The organism is Roseibaca calidilacus (assembly GCF_001517585.1).
In the GTDB taxonomy this organism is placed as follows: Bacteria; Pseudomonadota; Alphaproteobacteria; order Rhodobacterales; family Rhodobacteraceae; genus Roseinatronobacter; species Roseinatronobacter calidilacus.
Genome location: NZ_FBYC01000004.1, coordinates 980,277 through 997,533, shown reverse-complemented (window position 1 = coordinate 997,533; position 17,257 = coordinate 980,277). Strand labels below are relative to the sequence as shown.

Annotated in this window: 17 protein-coding genes; 5 read left to right on the top strand and 12 right to left on the bottom strand. The window is 62.2% G+C overall.

The genetic code is table 11. The features are described 5' to 3' along the window. Positions 1 to 13: 13 nt before the first annotated feature. Together AWT76_RS08400 and AWT76_RS08395 are read left to right on the top strand one after the other, a co-directional pair. Positions 14 to 2,386, top strand: a complete 2,373-nt coding sequence (locus tag AWT76_RS08400) for a xanthine dehydrogenase family protein molybdopterin-binding subunit (protein WP_072245950.1) — start codon at positions 14 to 16, stop codon at positions 2,384 to 2,386. A gap of 13 nt (positions 2,387 to 2,399) precedes the next feature. Beyond that, positions 2,400 to 3,188 (top strand): FAD binding domain-containing protein, encoded by a 789-nt coding sequence (locus AWT76_RS08395; protein WP_072245949.1) that lies wholly within the window; start codon positions 2,400 to 2,402, stop codon positions 3,186 to 3,188. Between the two features lie 41 nt (positions 3,189 to 3,229). On the opposite strand, the gene AWT76_RS08390 is transcribed toward AWT76_RS08395, so the two are convergent. Next, positions 3,230 to 3,616: a type II toxin-antitoxin system death-on-curing family toxin gene (locus AWT76_RS08390; protein WP_072245948.1), complete on the bottom strand. Its 387-nt coding sequence runs from the start codon at positions 3,614 to 3,616 to the stop codon at positions 3,230 to 3,232. Further along, the gene (locus AWT76_RS08385) at positions 3,613 to 3,837 is read right to left on the bottom strand and encodes an AbrB/MazE/SpoVT family DNA-binding domain-containing protein (RefSeq protein ID WP_072245947.1); all 225 of its coding nucleotides are present in this window, start codon (positions 3,835 to 3,837) and stop codon (positions 3,613 to 3,615) included. The genes AWT76_RS08390 and AWT76_RS08385 overlap by 4 nt, the downstream gene beginning before the upstream one ends. 158 nt (positions 3,838 to 3,995) lie before the next feature. Here AWT76_RS08385 and AWT76_RS08380 point away from each other — a divergent pair, with 158 nt between their 5' ends. Continuing rightward, positions 3,996 to 4,697, top strand: coding sequence for a glutathione S-transferase N-terminal domain-containing protein (locus tag AWT76_RS08380; protein WP_072245946.1), 702 nt, complete (start codon positions 3,996 to 3,998; stop codon positions 4,695 to 4,697). Here AWT76_RS08380 and AWT76_RS08375 read toward each other — a convergent pair. From AWT76_RS08375 to AWT76_RS08340, 8 genes are all read right to left on the bottom strand, one after another. Further along, positions 4,694 to 5,275, bottom strand: a complete 582-nt coding sequence (locus tag AWT76_RS08375; protein WP_072245945.1) for a nucleotidyltransferase family protein — start codon at positions 5,273 to 5,275, stop codon at positions 4,694 to 4,696. The genes AWT76_RS08380 and AWT76_RS08375 overlap by 4 nt on opposite strands. A 1-nt stretch (position 5,276) precedes the next feature. After that, positions 5,277 to 6,575 carry a branched-chain amino acid ABC transporter permease gene (locus tag AWT76_RS08370; protein WP_072245944.1) on the bottom strand — a complete coding sequence of 433 codons (1,299 nt, stop codon included), beginning with the start codon at positions 6,573 to 6,575 and terminating at the stop codon, positions 5,277 to 5,279. After that, positions 6,572 to 7,582 (bottom strand): branched-chain amino acid ABC transporter permease, encoded by a 1,011-nt coding sequence (locus AWT76_RS08365; protein WP_072245943.1) that lies wholly within the window; start codon positions 7,580 to 7,582, stop codon positions 6,572 to 6,574. The genes AWT76_RS08370 and AWT76_RS08365 overlap by 4 nt, the downstream gene beginning before the upstream one ends. A 5-nt stretch (positions 7,583 to 7,587) precedes the next feature. Further along, complete coding sequence (locus tag AWT76_RS08360; RefSeq protein WP_072245942.1) at positions 7,588 to 8,298, bottom strand: ABC transporter ATP-binding protein; 711 nt, start codon at positions 8,296 to 8,298, stop codon at positions 7,588 to 7,590. Between the two features lie 72 nt (positions 8,299 to 8,370). After that, positions 8,371 to 9,156: an ABC transporter ATP-binding protein gene (locus tag AWT76_RS08355; protein ID WP_072247595.1), complete on the bottom strand. Its 786-nt coding sequence runs from the start codon at positions 9,154 to 9,156 to the stop codon at positions 8,371 to 8,373. Between the two features lie 79 nt (positions 9,157 to 9,235). Beyond that, positions 9,236 to 10,417 carry an ABC transporter substrate-binding protein gene (locus AWT76_RS08350; protein WP_072245941.1) on the bottom strand — a complete coding sequence of 394 codons (1,182 nt, stop codon included), beginning with the start codon at positions 10,415 to 10,417 and terminating at the stop codon, positions 9,236 to 9,238. Between the two features lie 136 nt (positions 10,418 to 10,553). Next, positions 10,554 to 12,113 carry a glutamine-hydrolyzing GMP synthase gene (gene guaA, locus AWT76_RS08345; protein ID WP_072247594.1) on the bottom strand — a complete coding sequence of 520 codons (1,560 nt, stop codon included), beginning with the start codon at positions 12,111 to 12,113 and terminating at the stop codon, positions 10,554 to 10,556. A 221-nt stretch (positions 12,114 to 12,334) separates the two neighbouring features. Continuing rightward, complete coding sequence (locus tag AWT76_RS08340; RefSeq protein ID WP_072245940.1) at positions 12,335 to 13,561, bottom strand: glycerate kinase type-2 family protein; 1,227 nt, start codon at positions 13,559 to 13,561, stop codon at positions 12,335 to 12,337. A 94-nt stretch (positions 13,562 to 13,655) separates the two neighbouring features. On the opposite strand from AWT76_RS08340, the gene fabG reads away from it, so the two are divergent. Beyond that, on the top strand, positions 13,656 to 14,393 hold the full coding sequence (gene fabG, locus AWT76_RS08335; RefSeq protein WP_072245939.1) for a 3-oxoacyl-[acyl-carrier-protein] reductase: 738 nt from the start codon (positions 13,656 to 13,658) through the stop codon (positions 14,391 to 14,393). Positions 14,394 to 14,510: 117 nt separating this feature from the next. Beyond that, positions 14,511 to 14,744, top strand: a complete 234-nt coding sequence (locus AWT76_RS08330) for an acyl carrier protein (RefSeq protein ID WP_072245938.1) — start codon at positions 14,511 to 14,513, stop codon at positions 14,742 to 14,744. Positions 14,745 to 14,830: 86 nt separating this feature from the next. Here the strand turns inward: AWT76_RS08330 and AWT76_RS08325 are convergent, their stop codons facing one another. Both AWT76_RS08325 and AWT76_RS08320 read right to left on the bottom strand, forming a co-directional pair. After that, entirely contained in the window at positions 14,831 to 15,364 is a 534-nt protein-coding gene (locus tag AWT76_RS08325; RefSeq protein ID WP_245638799.1) for a cytochrome b, read from the bottom strand. Between the two features lie 75 nt (positions 15,365 to 15,439). Then, complete coding sequence (locus AWT76_RS08320) at positions 15,440 to 17,200, bottom strand: SulP family inorganic anion transporter (protein ID WP_072247592.1); 1,761 nt, start codon at positions 17,198 to 17,200, stop codon at positions 15,440 to 15,442. Positions 17,201 to 17,257: the final 57 nt, after the last annotated feature.

The window sequence follows — 17,257 nt, the reverse complement described above, 5'->3', positions numbered from 1 at the left end:
CAGGGAGAGAGACATGCCAAAAGATGACGGCATCGGCGCCAGCGTAAAGCGGCGCGAGGATACGCGGTTCCTGACCGGGAACGGCAAATACACCGACGATATCAACCTGCGCGGTCAAGCTTTCGTGCATTTCCTGCGCTCGGACGTGGCGCATGGGCGCATCAAGGGGATCGACACCTCTGCCGCCGAAGCGATGGATGGCGTCCTGCGGGTCTTTACCGCCGCCGATTTCGACAGCGCGGGCGGCATCCCGTGCGGTTGGCAGGTGACGGACCGCCACGGCCAACCCATGCAGGAACCCAAGCACCCCATTCTGGCCGAAGGCAAGGTGCGCCATGTGGGCGATCCGATCTGCGCCGTGGTGGCGGAAACCTACGCGCAGGCCCGTGACGCAGCCGAAGCGATCGAGGTTGATATCGAGGAACTGGAGCCGGTTGTCGATATGAAGGCCGCGCTGGCCGAAGGCGCGCCAAAGGTGCATGACGATCTGACCTCGAACCTGTGCTACGATTGGGGTTTTGTCGAAGAAAACAAGGACGCGGTGAACGCGGCGTTCGAGAGCGCCGCGCATGTCGTGTCGTTGGAGCTGACCAACAACCGCCTTGTCGCCAACCCGATGGAGCCGCGCGTTGCCGTGGGCGATTACGACCCATGGGGCGACAACCACACGCTATACACCACCAGCCAGAACCCGCATGTCATCCGTCTGCTGATGGGCGCGTTCGTGCTGAACATTCCCGAACACAAGCTGCGCGTGGTCGCGCCCGATGTGGGCGGGGGCTTCGGGTCCAAGATCTATCATTACGCGGAAGAGGCTTTTGTCACCTATGCCGCCAAGGTCTTGAAGCGCCCGGTGAAATGGACCTCTTCGCGGTCAGAAGCGTTCATTTCCGATGCGCATGGCCGCGACCATAAAACCAAGATCGAATTGGCGCTGGATGCAGAGCATAACTTCACCGCGCTGCGCACCGAAACCTACGCCAATATGGGCGCTTATCTGTCCACTTTCGCACCGTCCATCCCGACATGGCTGCACGGCACGCTGATGGCCGGGAATTACAAAACCCCGCTGATCTATGTGAACGTAAAAGCCGTGTTCACCAATACCGTCCCGGTCGATGCCTATCGCGGCGCGGGGCGGCCAGAGGCCACGTTCCAGCTGGAACGTTTGGTGGACAAGGCCGCACGCGAATTGGGGGTGGACCCGATTGAACTGCGGCGCAAGAACTTCATCAAGCCAGAGGACTTCCCGTATCAGACCCCGGTCGCGGTGGTTTACGACACCGGCAACTATCACGCCACGATGGATAAAATGCTGGAACTGGCCGATTATGCGGGCTTTGAAGCACGGCGCGCTGAAAGTGCAGCCCGCGGCAAGCTGCGCGGTTTTGGCATTGCCCATTACATCGAAGCTTGCGGCATCGCGCCCTCGAACCTTGTTGGCCAATTGGGCGCGCGCGCGGGGCTTTACGAATCTGCCTCCGTGCGGGTCAATGCCACAGGCTCGATCAGCGTTTATACCGGCAGCCACAGCCACGGGCAGGGGCATGAAACCACCTTTGCCCAAGTGGTCGCGGACATGATCGGGGTCGATGCGAACAGCATCGAGATTCACCATGGCGACACGTCGAACACGCCGATGGGCATGGGCACTTATGGCTCGCGCTCCTTGGCGGTGGGTGGATCGGCCATTGTCAAAGCCACGAATAAGGTGATCGACAAGGCCAAGAAAATCGCCGCCCATCTGCTGGAAGCCGCGCCAGAGGATATCGAATTGAAGGATGGCAAATTCAGCGTGGCGGGCACTGACAAATCGGTTGATTGGTCCGGTGTGACGCTCGCGGCCTATGTGCCCCACAACTACCCGCTGGAAGAGTTGGAACCGGGGCTAGAGGAAACGGCGTTCTACGACCCGTCGAACTTCACCTACCCCTCGGGCGCCTATGGGTGCGAGATTGAACTGGACCCGGATACCGGCAAGATCGACATCCTGCGCTTTATTGCCGCCGATGATTTCGGCAATATCGTGAACCCGATGATCGTTGAAGGGCAGGTGCATGGCGGCTTGGCCCAAGGCATTGGCCAGGCCTTGATGGAAAACTGCGTTTATGACGATCAGGGGCAGCTTCTGTCGGGCAGCTACATGGATTACGCCATGCCGCGCGCCGATGATGTGCGGGGCTTCACGGTGGATCATAGCTGCATCACGCCTTGCACGCATAACCCGCTGGGGGTGAAAGGCTGTGGCGAGGCAGGCGCGATCGGCTCGCCCCCCGCCGTGGTCAATGCCGCCATCGACGCGCTGCACCGCGCGGGCCACACGCATGTAACGCATATCGACATGCCGCTGACGCCGTCGCGCGTCTGGGCCGCGATGAACGGTTGAGGGAGGAGAACCCATGTATAATTTCGACTTCGTAAAACCCGGATCGGTCGCAGATGCCGTGGCCGCGCTGGCGGGCGAGGATGCGCTGCCCCTCTCGGGCGGTCAAACCTTGATACCGTCCATGAAGGCGCGGTTGAACGCGCCGGGCACGCTTGTCAGTCTGACGGGCATTCCAGACCTTGTTGGGGTGTGCCGGGAAGGCGACATGCTGGTGATTGGTGCCGCCACAACGCATGCACAGGTCGCGCGCGATGCGGCTGCCGATTTCCCCGGTCTGGCCGCCTTGGCGGGCCAGATCGGCGATCCGGCGGTGCGCAATCGCGGCACCATCGGCGGAAGCTTGGCCAATAATGACCCCTCGGCCTGCTACCCGGCAGCAGCCCTTGGCACGGGTGCCACCATCGTCACCGACCGGCGCGAGATTGGCGCGGATGACTATTTCCAAGGCATGTTCGCCACCGCGTTAGAGGAAGGCGAGATCATCACCTCTGTCCGCTTTCCCATACCGCAAGCTGCGGCCTATGCGAAATTCGTGCAGCCCGCGTCGCGCTTTGCCCTGACCGCAGCCTTCGTGGCGCGCTATGCCAGCGGCGTGCGCGTTGCGATCACGGGCGCGTCGGAAAACGGTGTGTTCCGCTGGGCAGAGGCAGAGGCAGCGCTGTCATCCGATTTCAGCGAGGGCGCCATCACGGGGCTGGCCTGTTCGGCCCATGAAATGATCGCCGACCTGCACGGAACCGCTGCCTACCGCGCGCATCTTGTGGGGGTCATGACCCGCCGCGCGGTGGCGGCGGCTGGGTAATGTAGCGCAACGCGCCCCGGTGAATGCGCCGGGGCGCGCTGTCAGATCGCGGTCATTCCGCGCTGTAACCAAGCTGCGAAAGCGTCCTCACCGACCGCGCCTGCAGCCAAATCTTCCATCATCCGCACGCCGTCTACCGGATGTGTCTGAAACGCATACCCGTTCAGACGTAGAAATGTCAGCGCGGTCACAAAGGCGGTGCGTTTGTTGCCGTCCATGAACGCATGCGCCTTGCTGATCCCGAACGCATAGGCGGCGCCAATTTGGGCCAGCGTTGCATCGGAATAGGCGGCACGGTTCAGGGCGCGGGCACAACCCGATTCCAGCAAGGCCCGGTCCCGCAGGCCAGCAGCCCCACCATGCCGGGCGATTTGGCGGTCATGAATGGCAATTATCGCGGAAAAGGGAACCCAGACCGGCCCTGTCACGCAAGCGCCTGAAGCAGATCGCGATTTTCATCCATCACGATTTCAGCCGCCGCCAAAGCTGCTTCCAGCGTCGGGTCATTTGGTGTGATCTTCAGACTGCCGTCATCCCCGCGTAGCACGAACAGCGTGTCGCCTTCCTTGGCATCCAGGATCGTCAGCATTTCTGTGGTCAATGTCATGACCGCCGAATTGCCCACTTTGCGGATTTTGGTTTCGATCATGTCGCACACCTGTTGGATATCTGTTGGTATATACAAGTAATCCGCCAAATTTCAAGCAATGCCGCGATCGGTCGCGCGCCATGTTTTTTCGCGTCCCCCTTGGACAAGCCACGCCGAACCCATAGCTTGTGAAGCAACGCAAAAGCAAAGGACGGATCATGACCATAGAGTTGCACTATTGGCCCACGCCGAACGGTTGGAAAATCTCTATCGCGCTGGAGGAGATGGGGCTGCCCTATAACACCCATTTCGTGAATATCGGCGCGGGCGACCAGTTCAAGCCGGACTTTCTGAAAATCGCGCCGAACAACCGGATGCCCGCGATCGTGGACCCGGACGGACCGGATGGCACACCGATTTCCATCTTCGAATCCGGCGCGATCCTGCAATATCTGGCGCGCAAGACCGGTCAGTTTTACGGAGAAACCGAACGCGACCGCGTGGCGGTGGACCAATGGCTGATGTGGCAGATGGGCGGGCTTGGCCCGATGGCGGGGCAGGCGCATCATTTCCTGAAATACGCCCCGGCGATGGAACCGCCGAATGATCTGCCCTATGCCAAGGACCGTTACCGCAATGAAACGGCGCGCCTTTTGGGCGTTATGAACAAGCAACTTGCCGAGAACCGCTTCGTTGCGGGAGAGTTCTATTCCATCGCGGATATGGCGATTTGGCCTTGGGCCTCGCTCTGGGAAGGCCAAGAGCAACGGCTGGACGACAAACCCCATCTGGCGCGATGGCTGGACGAGGTCGGCGCACGACCTGCGGTGCAAAAGGGCCGCGCGCTGGCGGCGGATCAGCGCAGCGACGTGACCACGGACCGCGAAGCGCAGAAAGTGCTGTTCGGTAAGCGCGATTAACGCTTTGCGCGCCATGCCGCCCAAGCCTTTGGCGTGTCCAGATCGGTCAGGGCGCGTTGGCCGGGCAGGGGGTGCAGCCGGGGTGGGTGGTCGACCAAGATCGCCCGCGCGCCTGCATCGCCCTGTAGCCCGGCCATGGCCGAAAACAACCCGCGCGGCAAGATCACAGGATGGCCCGGCGCGCCGCTTTCGGTGGTGGCGCGCAACGGGGCGTCCGGTGTCGCTTCCTGAACGGTAAACAGCAATGACATGTCTTGCGATGTGATGTCGGGCATGTCGGGCAGAGCAACCATCAGGGCGCTTGCCCCGCTATCGCTGGCCCAAGCGCCGCCCGCGCGCAGGCTGGCGGCCATGCCTTCGGTGGCGTCAATTTCCGCTATAGACACTGACAGTCCTGCCAACACGTCGTGACGCTGGCTGCCCATCGGCAAGGTCACCAGAACACGCGCACCTGTCGCCATTGCACGAAGGGCGGCGCGCCGTATCAGCGGCACACCGTCCACCAGTTCCAGCAGCTTGTCGCGCCCCTGCATACGGCGCGACGCACCCGCCGCCGGAAGCAGGATCGCGCGGCTCATCTCATCGCTCTGGGATCAGCCCGCGCGGGGCAAAGCGCAGCATCAGCAGCAGTGCCACGCCCATGGTCAAAAGCCGCATATAGCTGGCCGATGACAACAGATGCGCTTTCAGGTCCGACCCGTCTGCCATGCCCGATGTGACCAGTTCCATGAACCAGCGCCCGGCCGGTTCGACCTGCACCCACAAGAACCAGATCACGAAGCCACCCAGCACCGCGCCCCAATTGTTGCCGGACCCGCCGACAATGACCATCACCCAGATCAGGAAAGTGAAGCGCAACGGTTCATAGCTGCCCGGCGTCAATTGCCCGTCCATGGACACCATCATCGCGCCTGCAAGGCCACAAACTGCCGAGCCGAGCACGAAGATCGCCAGATGGCGCTGCGTGACATTCTTGCCCATGGCGCGGGCCGACACTTCGTTGTCGCGGATCGCGCGCATCATGCGGCCCCAGGGTGAATTCCAGGCGCGCTCTGACAGCCAGATCAGCACCGCAAGCACCAGCGCGAACAGCCCCGCATAGCCCAGCCCAGAGACGACAGAGGCGGTTTGCGACACGCTCCAGCCAAGCGTTTCGGCTAGCGATTGCACCCAAGGTGCCGCTTGCAGTTCCACCGGGCGGGTCACGGGCCGGTCAATGCCGGACACGTTATTCACACCGCGCGACATCCAGCCTTCGAATTTCAGAACCGCGATGACGATTTCCGAAATGCCCAATGTGGCAATTGCCAAATAGTCAGAGCGCAGGCCAAGGCTGACCTTGCCCACAACCCATGCCACGCCCGCGGCAAACAGCGCGCCCACCGGCCAAGCCAGGACCACCGGCAGGCCAAGCCCGCCAAGATAGCCCTCGGATGCAGGGTTGACCGCCTCGATCGCCTTGGTCGCGGGGCCGAATACGGCCGAGGTGACCAAATATCCTGCGACCAACACGCCGATAATGGCCAAGCCCCGCAGCCGCCCCTTGGGCAGGCGCTTGTAGACCACCACGGCGGCCAGAATGCTGGCCACGCCCAGCATCAGGCCCAGCAGCGCGCTGGCACCCCCGGCGGCCCAAGCTTCGGGCACGGGGGGCTGTGCGATCAGCACCACGGCCAGCCCGCCCACGGCGGTAAAGCCCATCACGCCCACATTGAACAGGCCCGCATAGCCCCATTGCATGTTAACACCCAGCGCCATGATGGCCGAGATCAGGCTCATATTCAGGATGGTGATGGCCAGTTGCCAGCTTTGGAACGCGCCGACACAGGCCAAGGCCAAAGCCATCAGGGCGAACAAACCGTATCCGCGCGCGGTCATAGCACTTTCCCCTTGAAGATACCGGTAGGCCGGAACAGCAGCACGATGACAAGGATCATGAAGGTCACGGCGAATTTGTAATCAACCGGCAGAAGCTGGACCATGCCCGAGGGTTCGATCCCGTCAGGCAACAGGTAGCTGGCCACGCGGCGCCACGCGAATGTCACGCCCATTTCCGCCAGTGCGACGACATAGGCGCCCACAATCGCCCCCAAGGGGTTGCCCAGCCCGCCCAGAATGGCGGCGGCAAACATCGGCAGCAGCAGTTGGAAATAGTTGAAGGCGCGAAAGCCCTTGTCCAACCCGTAAAGCGTGCCCGCCAAGACCAGCAAAATACCGGTGATGACCCAAGTGATCGTGACCACGCGCTCGGGGTTGATGCCGGACAAAAGCGCCAGATCCTCGTTGTCGGAATAGGCACGCATGGATTTTCCGGCGCGGGTGCGGTTCAGGAACCAGAATAGCGCCACCATGACGACCAGCGCGGTGATGATAGTGATCGCTTGGGCGTTGCGCAGCGCCAGCCCTTCGGCAAGACCCGTAAACTCGCGGAAGTCGCGCACGCTGAACACGAACCGCGCGCCATCTTCAAACCGGGTTTCGCCCACGCCCATGAACAGGCGGGTGATGCCATTGGTCACGAACATCACACCAAGGCTGGCCATGACAAAGATCATCGGCTTTGCCCGCACCCGGCGGTAGTAGCGGTAAACCAAGCGGTCGGCGGCCAGCAGATAAATCACCATGGCCACCACGCCCAAGGGAATGGCCAGTAGTGCCGTGGGCAGCGGCGCGATGCTGATGCCAGCCCCTTGCAGTGCGAAGGTGCCGCCGATCACGGCTGCGGTGCCCAATGCCATCGTGTCGCCATGGGCGAAATGCGCAAAGCGCAGGATGGAATAGATCAGCGTAATCCCCAGTGCGCCAAGCGCCAACTGGCTGCCATAGGCCAAGGCCGGGATCAGCATGAAATTCGACAGGCTGATGAATGCGTTCAGAAACTCCATTGCCCTCAGCCCCCCAGAAACGATTTGCGCACATCCGGGTCGGCCAGAAGCGCCGCACCGGTGTCGGTATAACGGTTGGCGCCTTGCACCAACACATAGCCTTTATCGGCAATCTCCAGCGCTTGTCGCGCGTTTTGTTCCACCATCAGGATGGAAATGCCGGTGCGAGCAATCTCGATAATGCGGTCGAACAGTTCATCCATCACGATGGGGCTGACGCCTGCGGTGGGTTCGTCCAGCATCAGCACTTTCGGTTGCGTCATCAGCGCGCGGCCCACGGCAACCTGTTGGCGCTGCCCGCCCGACAACTCGCCTGCCGCCTGTCCGCGCTTGTCGCGCAAGATCGGGAACAGCGCGTAAACCTGTTCCATCGTCGTGCGAATATTGTCGCGGCGGATGAATGCGCCCATTTCAAGGTTTTCTTCAACCGTCATCGACGGGAAGATATTGCTTGTCTGCGGCACAAAGCCCATGCCCTTGGCCACACGGGCTTGCGGGGTCAGGGCGGTAATGTCTTCGCCCGCCAGCCGCACCGCGCCCTCGCGCAGCTTCAACATACCGAAAACGGCCTTCATCGCGGTCGATTTGCCCGCGCCATTCGGGCCGACGATGACAGCGATCTCGCCCTTTTCCACGGCAATGGTGCAGGAATGCAGAATATCCGCGCCGCCATAGCCGCCGCTCATGGCGTCGCCGATCAGGAAAGGCTCAGCCATGCGCGTGCCCCTTCTTCTTGTTCATGGTTTTCTTGCGTTCGGCACCCGTTGCCCGGCCCCAAGCGACCGGGCTCATGCCACGCCGTCCTTGACCTTGTTCTTCAACCCGGTGCCCAGATAGGCTTCGATCACCGCCTCATTGGCCTTGATCTGGTCCAGAGTGCCCTCTGCCAGCACTTTGCCTTCGGCCATGCAGATGACCGGGTCACAAATGCGGCCAATGAAATCCATGTCATGTTCGATCACGACAAAGGTATAGCCCTTTTCGCGGTTCAAGCGGACAATCGCATCGGCGATGGTGTTCAAAAGCGTGCGGTTCACGCCTGCGCCGACCTCGTCCAGAAAGACGACTTTCGCATCGGTCATCATGGTGCGGCCCAGTTCCAGCAGCTTCTTTTGCCCGCCCGAAATCTGGCCCGCTTTCTCATCGGCAATATGGTCGATGGTCAGAAATTCCAGCACCTCATCGGCGCGTTTGCGGATGGCGGCCTCTTCCTGCGCGACCTTGCCGCCCTTGAACCACGCATCCCACAGGTTTTCACCCGACTGGCGCGGCGGCACCATCATCAGGTTCTCGCGCACGCTCATCGAATGGAACTCATGCGCAATCTGGAACGTGCGCAGCAAGCCCTTGTGGAACAATTCATGCGGCGGCAGGCCGGTAATACTATCGCCCAGCATGGTGACGGTGCCGGATGTCGGCGGCAACACCCCCGCGATCACGTTGAACAGCGTGGTCTTGCCCGCGCCATTCGGGCCGATCAGGCCGGTGATAGAGCCTTCGGCAATCTCCAGTGTCGCGCCATCGACGGCATGAAAGCCCCCGAAATGCTTGTGCAGGTTTTCCACCCGGATCATGGACATATGGCTGGTCCTCAATATGGCTTGCGGCCCAAGGGAATGCCCTTGGGCCGCGAACCCGTTTCCTACCGAAAGGTTAGTGGAACTTCACAGTCTTATATTCACCGTCTTCGACGATGTATTCCCGGAAGCTGCCCGCCGCTTCGCCGGGGCCGACAAGCTCGACATTGGTCGCGCCGACATAGTCGATATCGCCACCATTTGCCAAAATCTCCAAGCCCTTGGCCAACTCGCCCGGCAGGATCGGCTCACCCGGCGCATTGGCCACGGCCAGAATGTTGGCGGCAATGCCTTCGGGGGTCGCTTCGCCTGCGGCTTGCGCGGCCAGTGCCAGAATTGCGGCGGCGTCATAGCTTTCGCGGGTATAGCTGCTGTCTGCGCGCACGCCTGCGGCTTCGGCCACGGCGGCGAATGCCTCTGCGCCATCGCCTTGCGCCCAAGGAATGGTGCCCACGGTGCCTTCCAGCGCTTCGCCGGTATTGGCAATCAGCGCATCGCCATACATGCCGTCGCCCATGAAGAACTGCTCGAACGCACCCAGTTCATAGGCCGTGCGCAGGGTCGAACCACCGCCATCGGTGTAGCCCAGAATGACCAGCGCATCGCCACCGGCAGAGGCCAGCGTGCCGACTTCGGCGGAATAATCGCCCTTGGCTTCTTCATGCGGGACGGTGGTGGTGATGGTGCCACCGCCAGCGGTGTAGGCTTCGGCGAATGCGGTCGCAAAACCCGACCCGTAATCGTTGTTGGTATGGGTCAGCGCCACGCTGTTGAACCCACGCTCCAGCACGATATCGGCAAGGATCACGCCTTGGCGCGCATCTGACGGCGCGGTGCGGAAGAACATGCCGTTCGACTCTGTCGTCGTGAAAGCGGGCGAGGTTGCAGAGGGCGAAATCATCGGCACGCCAGCCGACATGGCCACGTTCTGCAACACGGCCATGGTCACGCCAGAGCAATCCGCGCCCACCATGGCGACAATGCCATCCGAAGAGATCAGACGCTCTGCGGCGGCTTGCGCGGCGGAACTGTCAACACAGGTCGAATCAGCGCGCACGGGCGTGATGGTCGCGCCGTCCAGAAACAGGCCGCTGTCGCTGACTTCTTTCATCGCCAGTTCGGCACTGTCGGCCATGTAGGGCGTGATATCTTCGATCGGGCCGGTATAGCCCAAAAGCACACCCATTTTGACCTCTTGGGCAGAGGCGATGCCAGCGGAAAGCGCCAGCGCGGTGCTGGCGAGAAGCAATTTCTTCATGGTGGTCTCCCGGTATGTTTTTGATTATGCCCCGCACCCTGCGGAACCGACGGTTTTTCCGTCCTAATCCTTGCGTAGCATGGAGAATTGGCTTGGAAAAGCCCAAACGTCGCGTCGATTGATGCGATTGACGGGCTTATTCCAGTTCGATCGTGCCCGGCGGCTTGCTGGTGCAATCGTAAAACACCCGGTTCACGCCGCGCACCTCGTTGATGATGCGGGTCGCGGTTTCGCCCAAGAATTCATGGGTGAACGGGTAGTAATCTGCCGTCATGCCATCCACGGACGTGACCGCGCGCAGGGCCAGCGCGTAATCATAGGTGCGCCCGTCGCCCATCACACCCACGGTGCGCATGGGCAGGATCGCGGCGAAAGCCTGCCAGATCTCATCATACAGCCCATGCTTGCGGATCTGGTCAATATAGACGGCGTCCGCACGGCGCAGGATGTCCAGCTTCTCGCGCGTGATCTCTCCGGGGCAGCGGATAGCCAGACCCGGACCGGGGAAAGGGTGGCGGCCGATAAAGCTGGCGGGCAGGCCCAATTCGCGGCCCAAAGCGCGCACTTCATCCTTGAAAAGCTCGCGCAAAGGCTCGACCAGTTTCAGCCCCATCTTTTCGGGCAAGCCGCCCACATTATGGTGCGATTTGATAGTGACGGACGGGCCACCGCTGAAGCTGACCGATTCGATCACGTCGGGGTAAAGCGTGCCTTGGGCGAGGAATTCTGCGCCTTCAATCTGGCTGGCGTATTTCTGGAATACGTCAATGAACAGACGCCCAATGATCTTGCGCTTGGTTTCGGGGTCGCTGACGCCCTCCAACTCGCCCAGGAACAGGTCGGATTCGTCGGCATGGATTAGCGGAATATTGTAATTGTCGCGGAACATGGTCACGACCTCTTCCGCCTCGTTCTGGCGCAGCAGGCCGTGGTCCACGAAAACGCAGGTCAGTTGGTCGCCAATCGCCTCATGGATCAGCACGGCAGCGACCGAACTGTCCACACCGCCCGACAGCCCGCAAATAACCCGCTTGTCACCCACCTGTTCGCGGATTTTTGCAATCGCCTCGGCGCGGTAAGCGCCCATTGTCCAATCGCCCGAAAAACCCGCAAGTGTCAGGAAATTGCCCAGCATCTGCGCGCCTTTGGGCGTGTGGTGCACTTCGGGGTGGAACTGCACGGCATAGAAGTGGCGCGCATGGTCGCCGACGATGGCAAAGGGCGCATTGGGCGAGGTGGCGATCACCTCGAACCCCGGCGCAAGGGCGGTCACGCGGTCGCCATGGCTCATCCAGACCTGCTCGCGGCCCGCGTCGAACACCCCTTTGAAGATCGTATCGCCCGCATGGCCCGACGCGGGTTCGATATAAGCGCGGCCAAATTCGGCATGGTGGCCGGATTCGACGCAGCCCCCAAGCTGCTCCATCATCACTTGCTGGCCGTAGCAAATGCCGAAAACGGGCACGCCCATGTCGAACACCATTTGCGGCGCGCGCGGGCTGTCCGCTTCGGGCACCGATCCCGGCCCGCCCGACAGGATGATCGCTTTCGGCGCGCGCGCGGTCAGAAAAGCATCATCCACCGTGTTGAACGGGTGAATTTCGCAATAGACATTCCACTCGCGCAAGCGCCGCGCAATCAGCTGCGTGACTTGGGAACCGAAGTCGATGATGAGGCAGAAATCATGCTGTGTCATGGCAAAAGCGCATAGGGCAAAGCCCGCGCGGCGGCAAGAGGGCAAGCTTGCAACCGCGAGCGCCATTGCCGGGGCGCGCACCCCGTGGCGGCCAAGCGCGTGGGGGTTCGGGCGCGAATGAGCCCGCGACCTGGCCGAAAGCACCGCTGTCCATTGCTGCATGGATGGCGGCCGCAACTGTCGGAGGCCGGTGTTGACCTATGCGCGCTAGCTTTGGGCTATCAGGCGACCGCCATGATCTGAATATCCGCCACATTCGTGCCGGTGCCCCCCGTGACCAACAGATCGCCCGCAAGCTTTAACGCGGCATAGCTGTCATTATTGGCCAAAAGTGCTTGCGGATCGCCCCCGGCGGCCTGAATGCGGGCGACCGTGCCGCCATCGACGATTGCGCCCGCCGCATCTGTCGGGCCATCGCGCCCATCGGTGCCCGCCGACAAGAACCGCCAACCGGGGCGGCCCGCCAACGCCAGCGCCACGCGCAAGGCCAGTTCCTGATTGCGCCCGCCCATGCCCGTGCCGCGCAAAGTGACGGTGGTTTCGCCGCCCAGAACGGTCATGCCGGGGCGGTCTGCCAGTGCCACGATCCGCGTGGCGGCATCTGCCACATCGCCCAGCAGCGGCACCGGGTCGGCCAGCGCGCCGGGCAAGGCGCGGGCTGCCGCCGCAACTGATTGCGTGTTCGACCCGATCAAATGGTTTGCGGCCTCTGGCAACGGGCGCGGGGCATCATCGCTGCGCAGCACACCGCGCACGCTTTCCGGAACGACGGACCATAGCCCGCGATCTTCCAGCAGCCGCATGGCATCTGCCCGCGTGCCGATGGGCGCAACTGTCGGGCCAGAGGCAATGACGCGCAGATCATCCCCGATAACATCCGACAGGATCAGCGCTGTGACCGGGGCAGGGGCCGCCGCGCGCAGCAACCCGCCGCCTTTCAGCCGCGACAGATGCTGGCGGACAAGGTTCATCTGCGTTATGTCCAGCCCAGCCCCCAGAAGCAGCCGGTTGACCTTGATCTTGTCATCCACCGTGACACCCGACACCGGCACAGGCACCAGCGCAGAGCCACCGCCCGACACCAGCACCAGAACCGCATCATCGCGCGTTGTGCGTGCAAGCATCTTGTGCACAGCCAGCCCGGCCTGCAAGCCGTTCTCATCGGGGACCGGGTGGCCTGCGGCCATCACGCGCGCGCCGGCGACTGGCCCGGCATTCTCATAATTGGTCACGACAAGGGCTGTCTGCGGCTTGGGCAGGACAGCCAGCGCCGCACCCATCATCGCGCCCGCGGCTTTGCCTATGGCCAGCACGAACAAACGCCCCTTGGGCAGGCTGAACTGATGCGCGTGCAAAGCGCGCGTTGCCGCCGACGCAGGGTCCGCCGCGGCCACCGCCGCCAAAAAGGCCGCGCGCATTTGGTCCGGATTCGGGAAGGCTTGTTGCATGATGGGTCTGCTTTCGTCTTTGATTACCCCTTAGGTGCTTGTTATAGGACCAAATAACAAGTGTTTATCACAACCATAACGCGAAAGGGCGGCCATGTTCGATCTGACAGGAAAACGCGCACTCATAACCGGGGCCTCTGGCGGGATTGGCGCAGCGATTGCGCGCGCGCTGCATGGGGCCGGGGCGACTGTGGCGCTGTCGGGCACGCGCGAAGCCCCGCTATCGGCCTTGGCCTTGGAGCTAGCAGAGCGCGCGCATGTGGTGCCTTGCAACCTGTCGGACCCCGATGCCGTGGCCGGGCTGATAAAACAAGCCAGCGACGCCATGGGCGGCGTGGATATTCTGGTCAACAACGCGGGCATTACCCGCGACAACCTTGCCATGCGCATGTCCGACGCAGAATGGCAGGATGTGATCGACGTAAACCTGTCGGCCTCTGCAAAGCTGATGCGCGCGGCCATGCGCGGGATGATGAAAGCGCGCTGGGGCAGGGTGGTGAATATTACCTCTGTCGTGGGCGCGACCGGCAATCCGGGACAGATGAACTATGCCGCCGCAAAGGCCGGGCTTGTGGGCGCGTCGAAGGCGCTGGCGCAGGAAGTGGCCTCGCGCGGGATCACCGTCAATTGCGTGGCACCCGGCTTTATCGCCACGCCCATGACCGACGCGCTTAATGACGACCAGAAAGCTGCGATCAACGCGCGAATCCCCACCGGGCGCATGGGCACCCCCGAAGAAATCGCGGGCGCGGTCCTGTATCTGGCAAGCCATGAGGCGGGCTATGTGACCGGTGCGGTGCTGCATGTGAATGGCGGCATGGCGATGGTCTGACCCGGCAGGGCTTGACGTAAGCGCACAATAACCCTATTGGGCGCGCAACGCAGGCCCGGACGGGTGGGCGAGGGACATTTCCGGGCCAAGGCTGGCCATAACAATATGAGGACTAACATGAGCGATATCGCGGATCGGGTGAAGAAGATCGTTGTCGAACATCTGGGCGTCGACGAAGCCAAGATCACGGAAGGCGCGTCCTTCATTGACGATCTGGGCGCGGACAGCTTGGACACGGTCGAACTGGTCATGGCGTTTGAAGAAGAATTCGGCATCGAGATTCCCGATGACGCCGCCGAGAACATCCAGACCTTCGGCGATGCTGTGAAATTCATCACCGAAGCTGCCTAAGCCAGCCTCGCAGGTTTCTGGCGAAAGCCAAAAAAACGCCGCTCCGGATTGGGGCGGCGTTTTGCGTAGCGGCGGCTTGCTATGCGTTAGTCGCGCACAGGCAGGATACGGGTCATGGCCCCGTCGCGCTTCACACGTTGGTGCCAGATCGCGGCTGCGACATGCAGCGCGACCAGCGCGATCAGCAGTTTCGCGCCCAGACCATGGGGTATGCGGGGCAGGTAATCGCTGAACTGGGGCAGCGGGGCAGTGCTGCCGAAGAACACGACCTCTCCCGCGCCCGACAGCGCCATAAGCGCCACGCCCGACACGGTCATCACCAATAGCAGCGCGTAAAGGGCTGTGTGGCCTGCCTTGGCAGCAAGTGCCTGCCAGCCAGTGCCCAGTGGGGCAGGGTGGCGGTCGGCAAAAAACCACCATGCAATGCGCGCCAGCGTCAGCAGCAGCACTGCCAGCCCCATCGGCACATGCCATTTCAGAATGGCGATCTGGCGGGCGGCATCTTGCAGCCCGTCCATCATTTGCCCTGTGACCATCAGCGCCAGAATGGCCAGCGCCGTCAGCCAGTGAAAGGCCATGGCAACGCTGCCATAGCGAGAGGGTGTGCTTTTCAGCGACATAAATATATTCCTTCGGTCAGCCGGGTTCGCGCGTGTTACTGTCCAACGCAGCAAGACCGGCTTTCCGTCGCACGGTCAGGCAGAGCGCAACAACGTGTCGCACCGCTGTTCTGCCGCGCAACTGCGGGTCAGATCCGGCGACAATTTCGCCATGGCGTCGAATTGTGTCAGAAACACCTCGCCCGTCAGATCGTGCAGGAAATGCCCGCGTGCCAATTGGTCCATGACCGGGCCTTTCACTTCGGACAGGTGGAAGGTAACGCCACCATCTTTCAGCCGCGTGTTCACCGCTTCCAGGCTTTCCAGCGCAGAGGCGTCGATATAATTGACCGCCGTGCATTGCAGCACCACATGGCGCAGGTCGGGCTGGTCGGACAGCGCCTGAACAATCCGGTCTTCCAGCGCGCGCGCATTGGGAAAATAGAGCGATTCATCCACCCGAATGGCAAATACCGCCGGGTCGGTCACAACGCGGTGACGCTCGACATTGCGGAAATGTTCGGTCCCGGCCACTTGCCCCACCACAGCCATATGCGGGCGCGAGGTGCGGAACAAGAACAGACCCAGCGACAGGCCGACACCGGCCATCAGCCCCATTTCCACGCCCATCAGCAGCGTAAACACCATGGTCGCCGCCATTGCTGCGCCATCGGCGCGCGAATAGGCCCATGTGCGGGGCAGGGCGCGGAAATCCAGCAGGCTCAGCACCGCAACGATAATGATCGCGGCCAGCGTGGCGCGCGGCAGGAAATACATCAGCGGCGTCAGAACCATGATCGCGGCCCCGATGGACAAGGCCGTCATCGCGCCCGCCGCCGGGGTGGACACGCCCGCGTCATAGTTCACAATGGTGCGCGACAGCCCACCCGTAACCGGCATGGCATTCGACACGCCTGCGCCGATATTGGCCAGCCCCAGCGCGATGAGTTCGTTGTCCGGGTTCACCGATTGCCGCTTCTTGGCAGCCAAGGTCTGCGCGATGGATATGCTTTCAACATAGCCCACGATGGCGATCATGACCGCAGGCACCAGCAAAAGCTGGATCAATCCCAGATCCATCGGCGGCAGGCCGAATTCGGGCAAGCCGCGCGGAATATCGCCCAGAATGGCAATGCCGAAGCGTTCCAACCCCAACCCCCATGCCAGCAGGGTAGAGACGACCACCGCCACCAGAAGGGCTGTTTTCGCCAGCAGTTTGGCGCTCGCCGGGGCAAGCCCGAACCGTTCCAGCAGCGGCGCGGCCCCTTTGCGCGCCCAGAACAGAAAGGCCAGCAGCGCGGCAGAGACGATCACCGTTGCCGGGTTGATATTGCCAAGGTTTGCCACGATCGAGGGGATCACCTGCGGCAGCGTTTTGCCGCCGATGGGTGCGCCAAGAAGATGGCGCAACTGGCTGGCGGCAATCAATATTCCGGCGGCGGTGATGAAACCCGATATCACCGGATGCGACAGGAAATTGGCGATAAACCCCAGCCGGAACAACCCCATTGCCAGCATCAGCGCGCCAGAGATCAGCGCAAGCCACAAGGCGGCGTAGTGAAATTCCGCGCTGCCCGCTTGCGCAATCGCCCCGGCAGAGGCCGCCGTCATCAGCGCCACCACGGCCACCGGGCCAACCGCCAAGGGCCGCGATGTGCCAAACACCGCATATAGCAGCAATGGCAGGATCGCGCCGTATAGCCCGGCTTGCGGCGGCAGCCCGGCCAACATGGCATAGGCCATGCCTTGCGGGATCAGCATGATCGTCACGACAGCGGCGGCGATTGCGTCATTTGTCAGATCGGCGCGCGAATATCCGGGAAGCCATGACAGAATGGGAAGATAGCGCTGGAGCATATTGGGGCCCTTGGGTTCAATCAGCGCGCACCGGTAAACGGGGCCGCGCTGCAATTC

Bases quoted from the DNA above. Each gene is read 5' to 3' on its own strand.
- AWT76_RS08400 (WP_072245950.1), top strand. From the start codon at position 14: ATGCCAAAAGATGACGGCATCGGCGCCAGCGTAAAGCGGCGCGAGGAT.
- AWT76_RS08395 (WP_072245949.1), top strand. From the start codon at position 2,400: ATGTATAATTTCGACTTCGTAAAACCCGGATCGGTCGCAGATGCCGTG.
- AWT76_RS08385 (WP_072245947.1), bottom strand. From the start codon at position 3,837: ATGATCGAAACCAAAATCCGCAAAGTGGGCAATTCGGCGGTCATGACA.
- AWT76_RS08380 (WP_072245946.1), top strand. From the start codon at position 3,996: ATGACCATAGAGTTGCACTATTGGCCCACGCCGAACGGTTGGAAAATC.
- AWT76_RS08375 (WP_072245945.1), bottom strand. From the start codon at position 5,275: ATGAGCCGCGCGATCCTGCTTCCGGCGGCGGGTGCGTCGCGCCGTATG.
- AWT76_RS08370 (WP_072245944.1), bottom strand. From the start codon at position 6,575: ATGACCGCGCGCGGATACGGTTTGTTCGCCCTGATGGCTTTGGCCTTG.
- AWT76_RS08365 (WP_072245943.1), bottom strand. From the start codon at position 7,582: ATGGAGTTTCTGAACGCATTCATCAGCCTGTCGAATTTCATGCTGATC.
- AWT76_RS08360 (WP_072245942.1), bottom strand. From the start codon at position 8,298: ATGGCTGAGCCTTTCCTGATCGGCGACGCCATGAGCGGCGGCTATGGC.
- AWT76_RS08355 (WP_072247595.1), bottom strand. From the start codon at position 9,156: ATGATCCGGGTGGAAAACCTGCACAAGCATTTCGGGGGCTTTCATGCC.
- AWT76_RS08350 (WP_072245941.1), bottom strand. From the start codon at position 10,417: ATGAAGAAATTGCTTCTCGCCAGCACCGCGCTGGCGCTTTCCGCTGGC.
- guaA (WP_072247594.1), bottom strand. From the start codon at position 12,113: ATGACACAGCATGATTTCTGCCTCATCATCGACTTCGGTTCCCAAGTC.
- AWT76_RS08340 (WP_072245940.1), bottom strand. From the start codon at position 13,561: ATGCAACAAGCCTTCCCGAATCCGGACCAAATGCGCGCGGCCTTTTTG.
- fabG (WP_072245939.1), top strand. From the start codon at position 13,656: ATGTTCGATCTGACAGGAAAACGCGCACTCATAACCGGGGCCTCTGGC.
- AWT76_RS08330 (WP_072245938.1), top strand. From the start codon at position 14,511: ATGAGCGATATCGCGGATCGGGTGAAGAAGATCGTTGTCGAACATCTG.
- AWT76_RS08325 (WP_245638799.1), bottom strand. From the start codon at position 15,364: ATGTCGCTGAAAAGCACACCCTCTCGCTATGGCAGCGTTGCCATGGCC.
- AWT76_RS08320 (WP_072247592.1), bottom strand. From the start codon at position 17,200: ATGCTCCAGCGCTATCTTCCCATTCTGTCATGGCTTCCCGGATATTCG.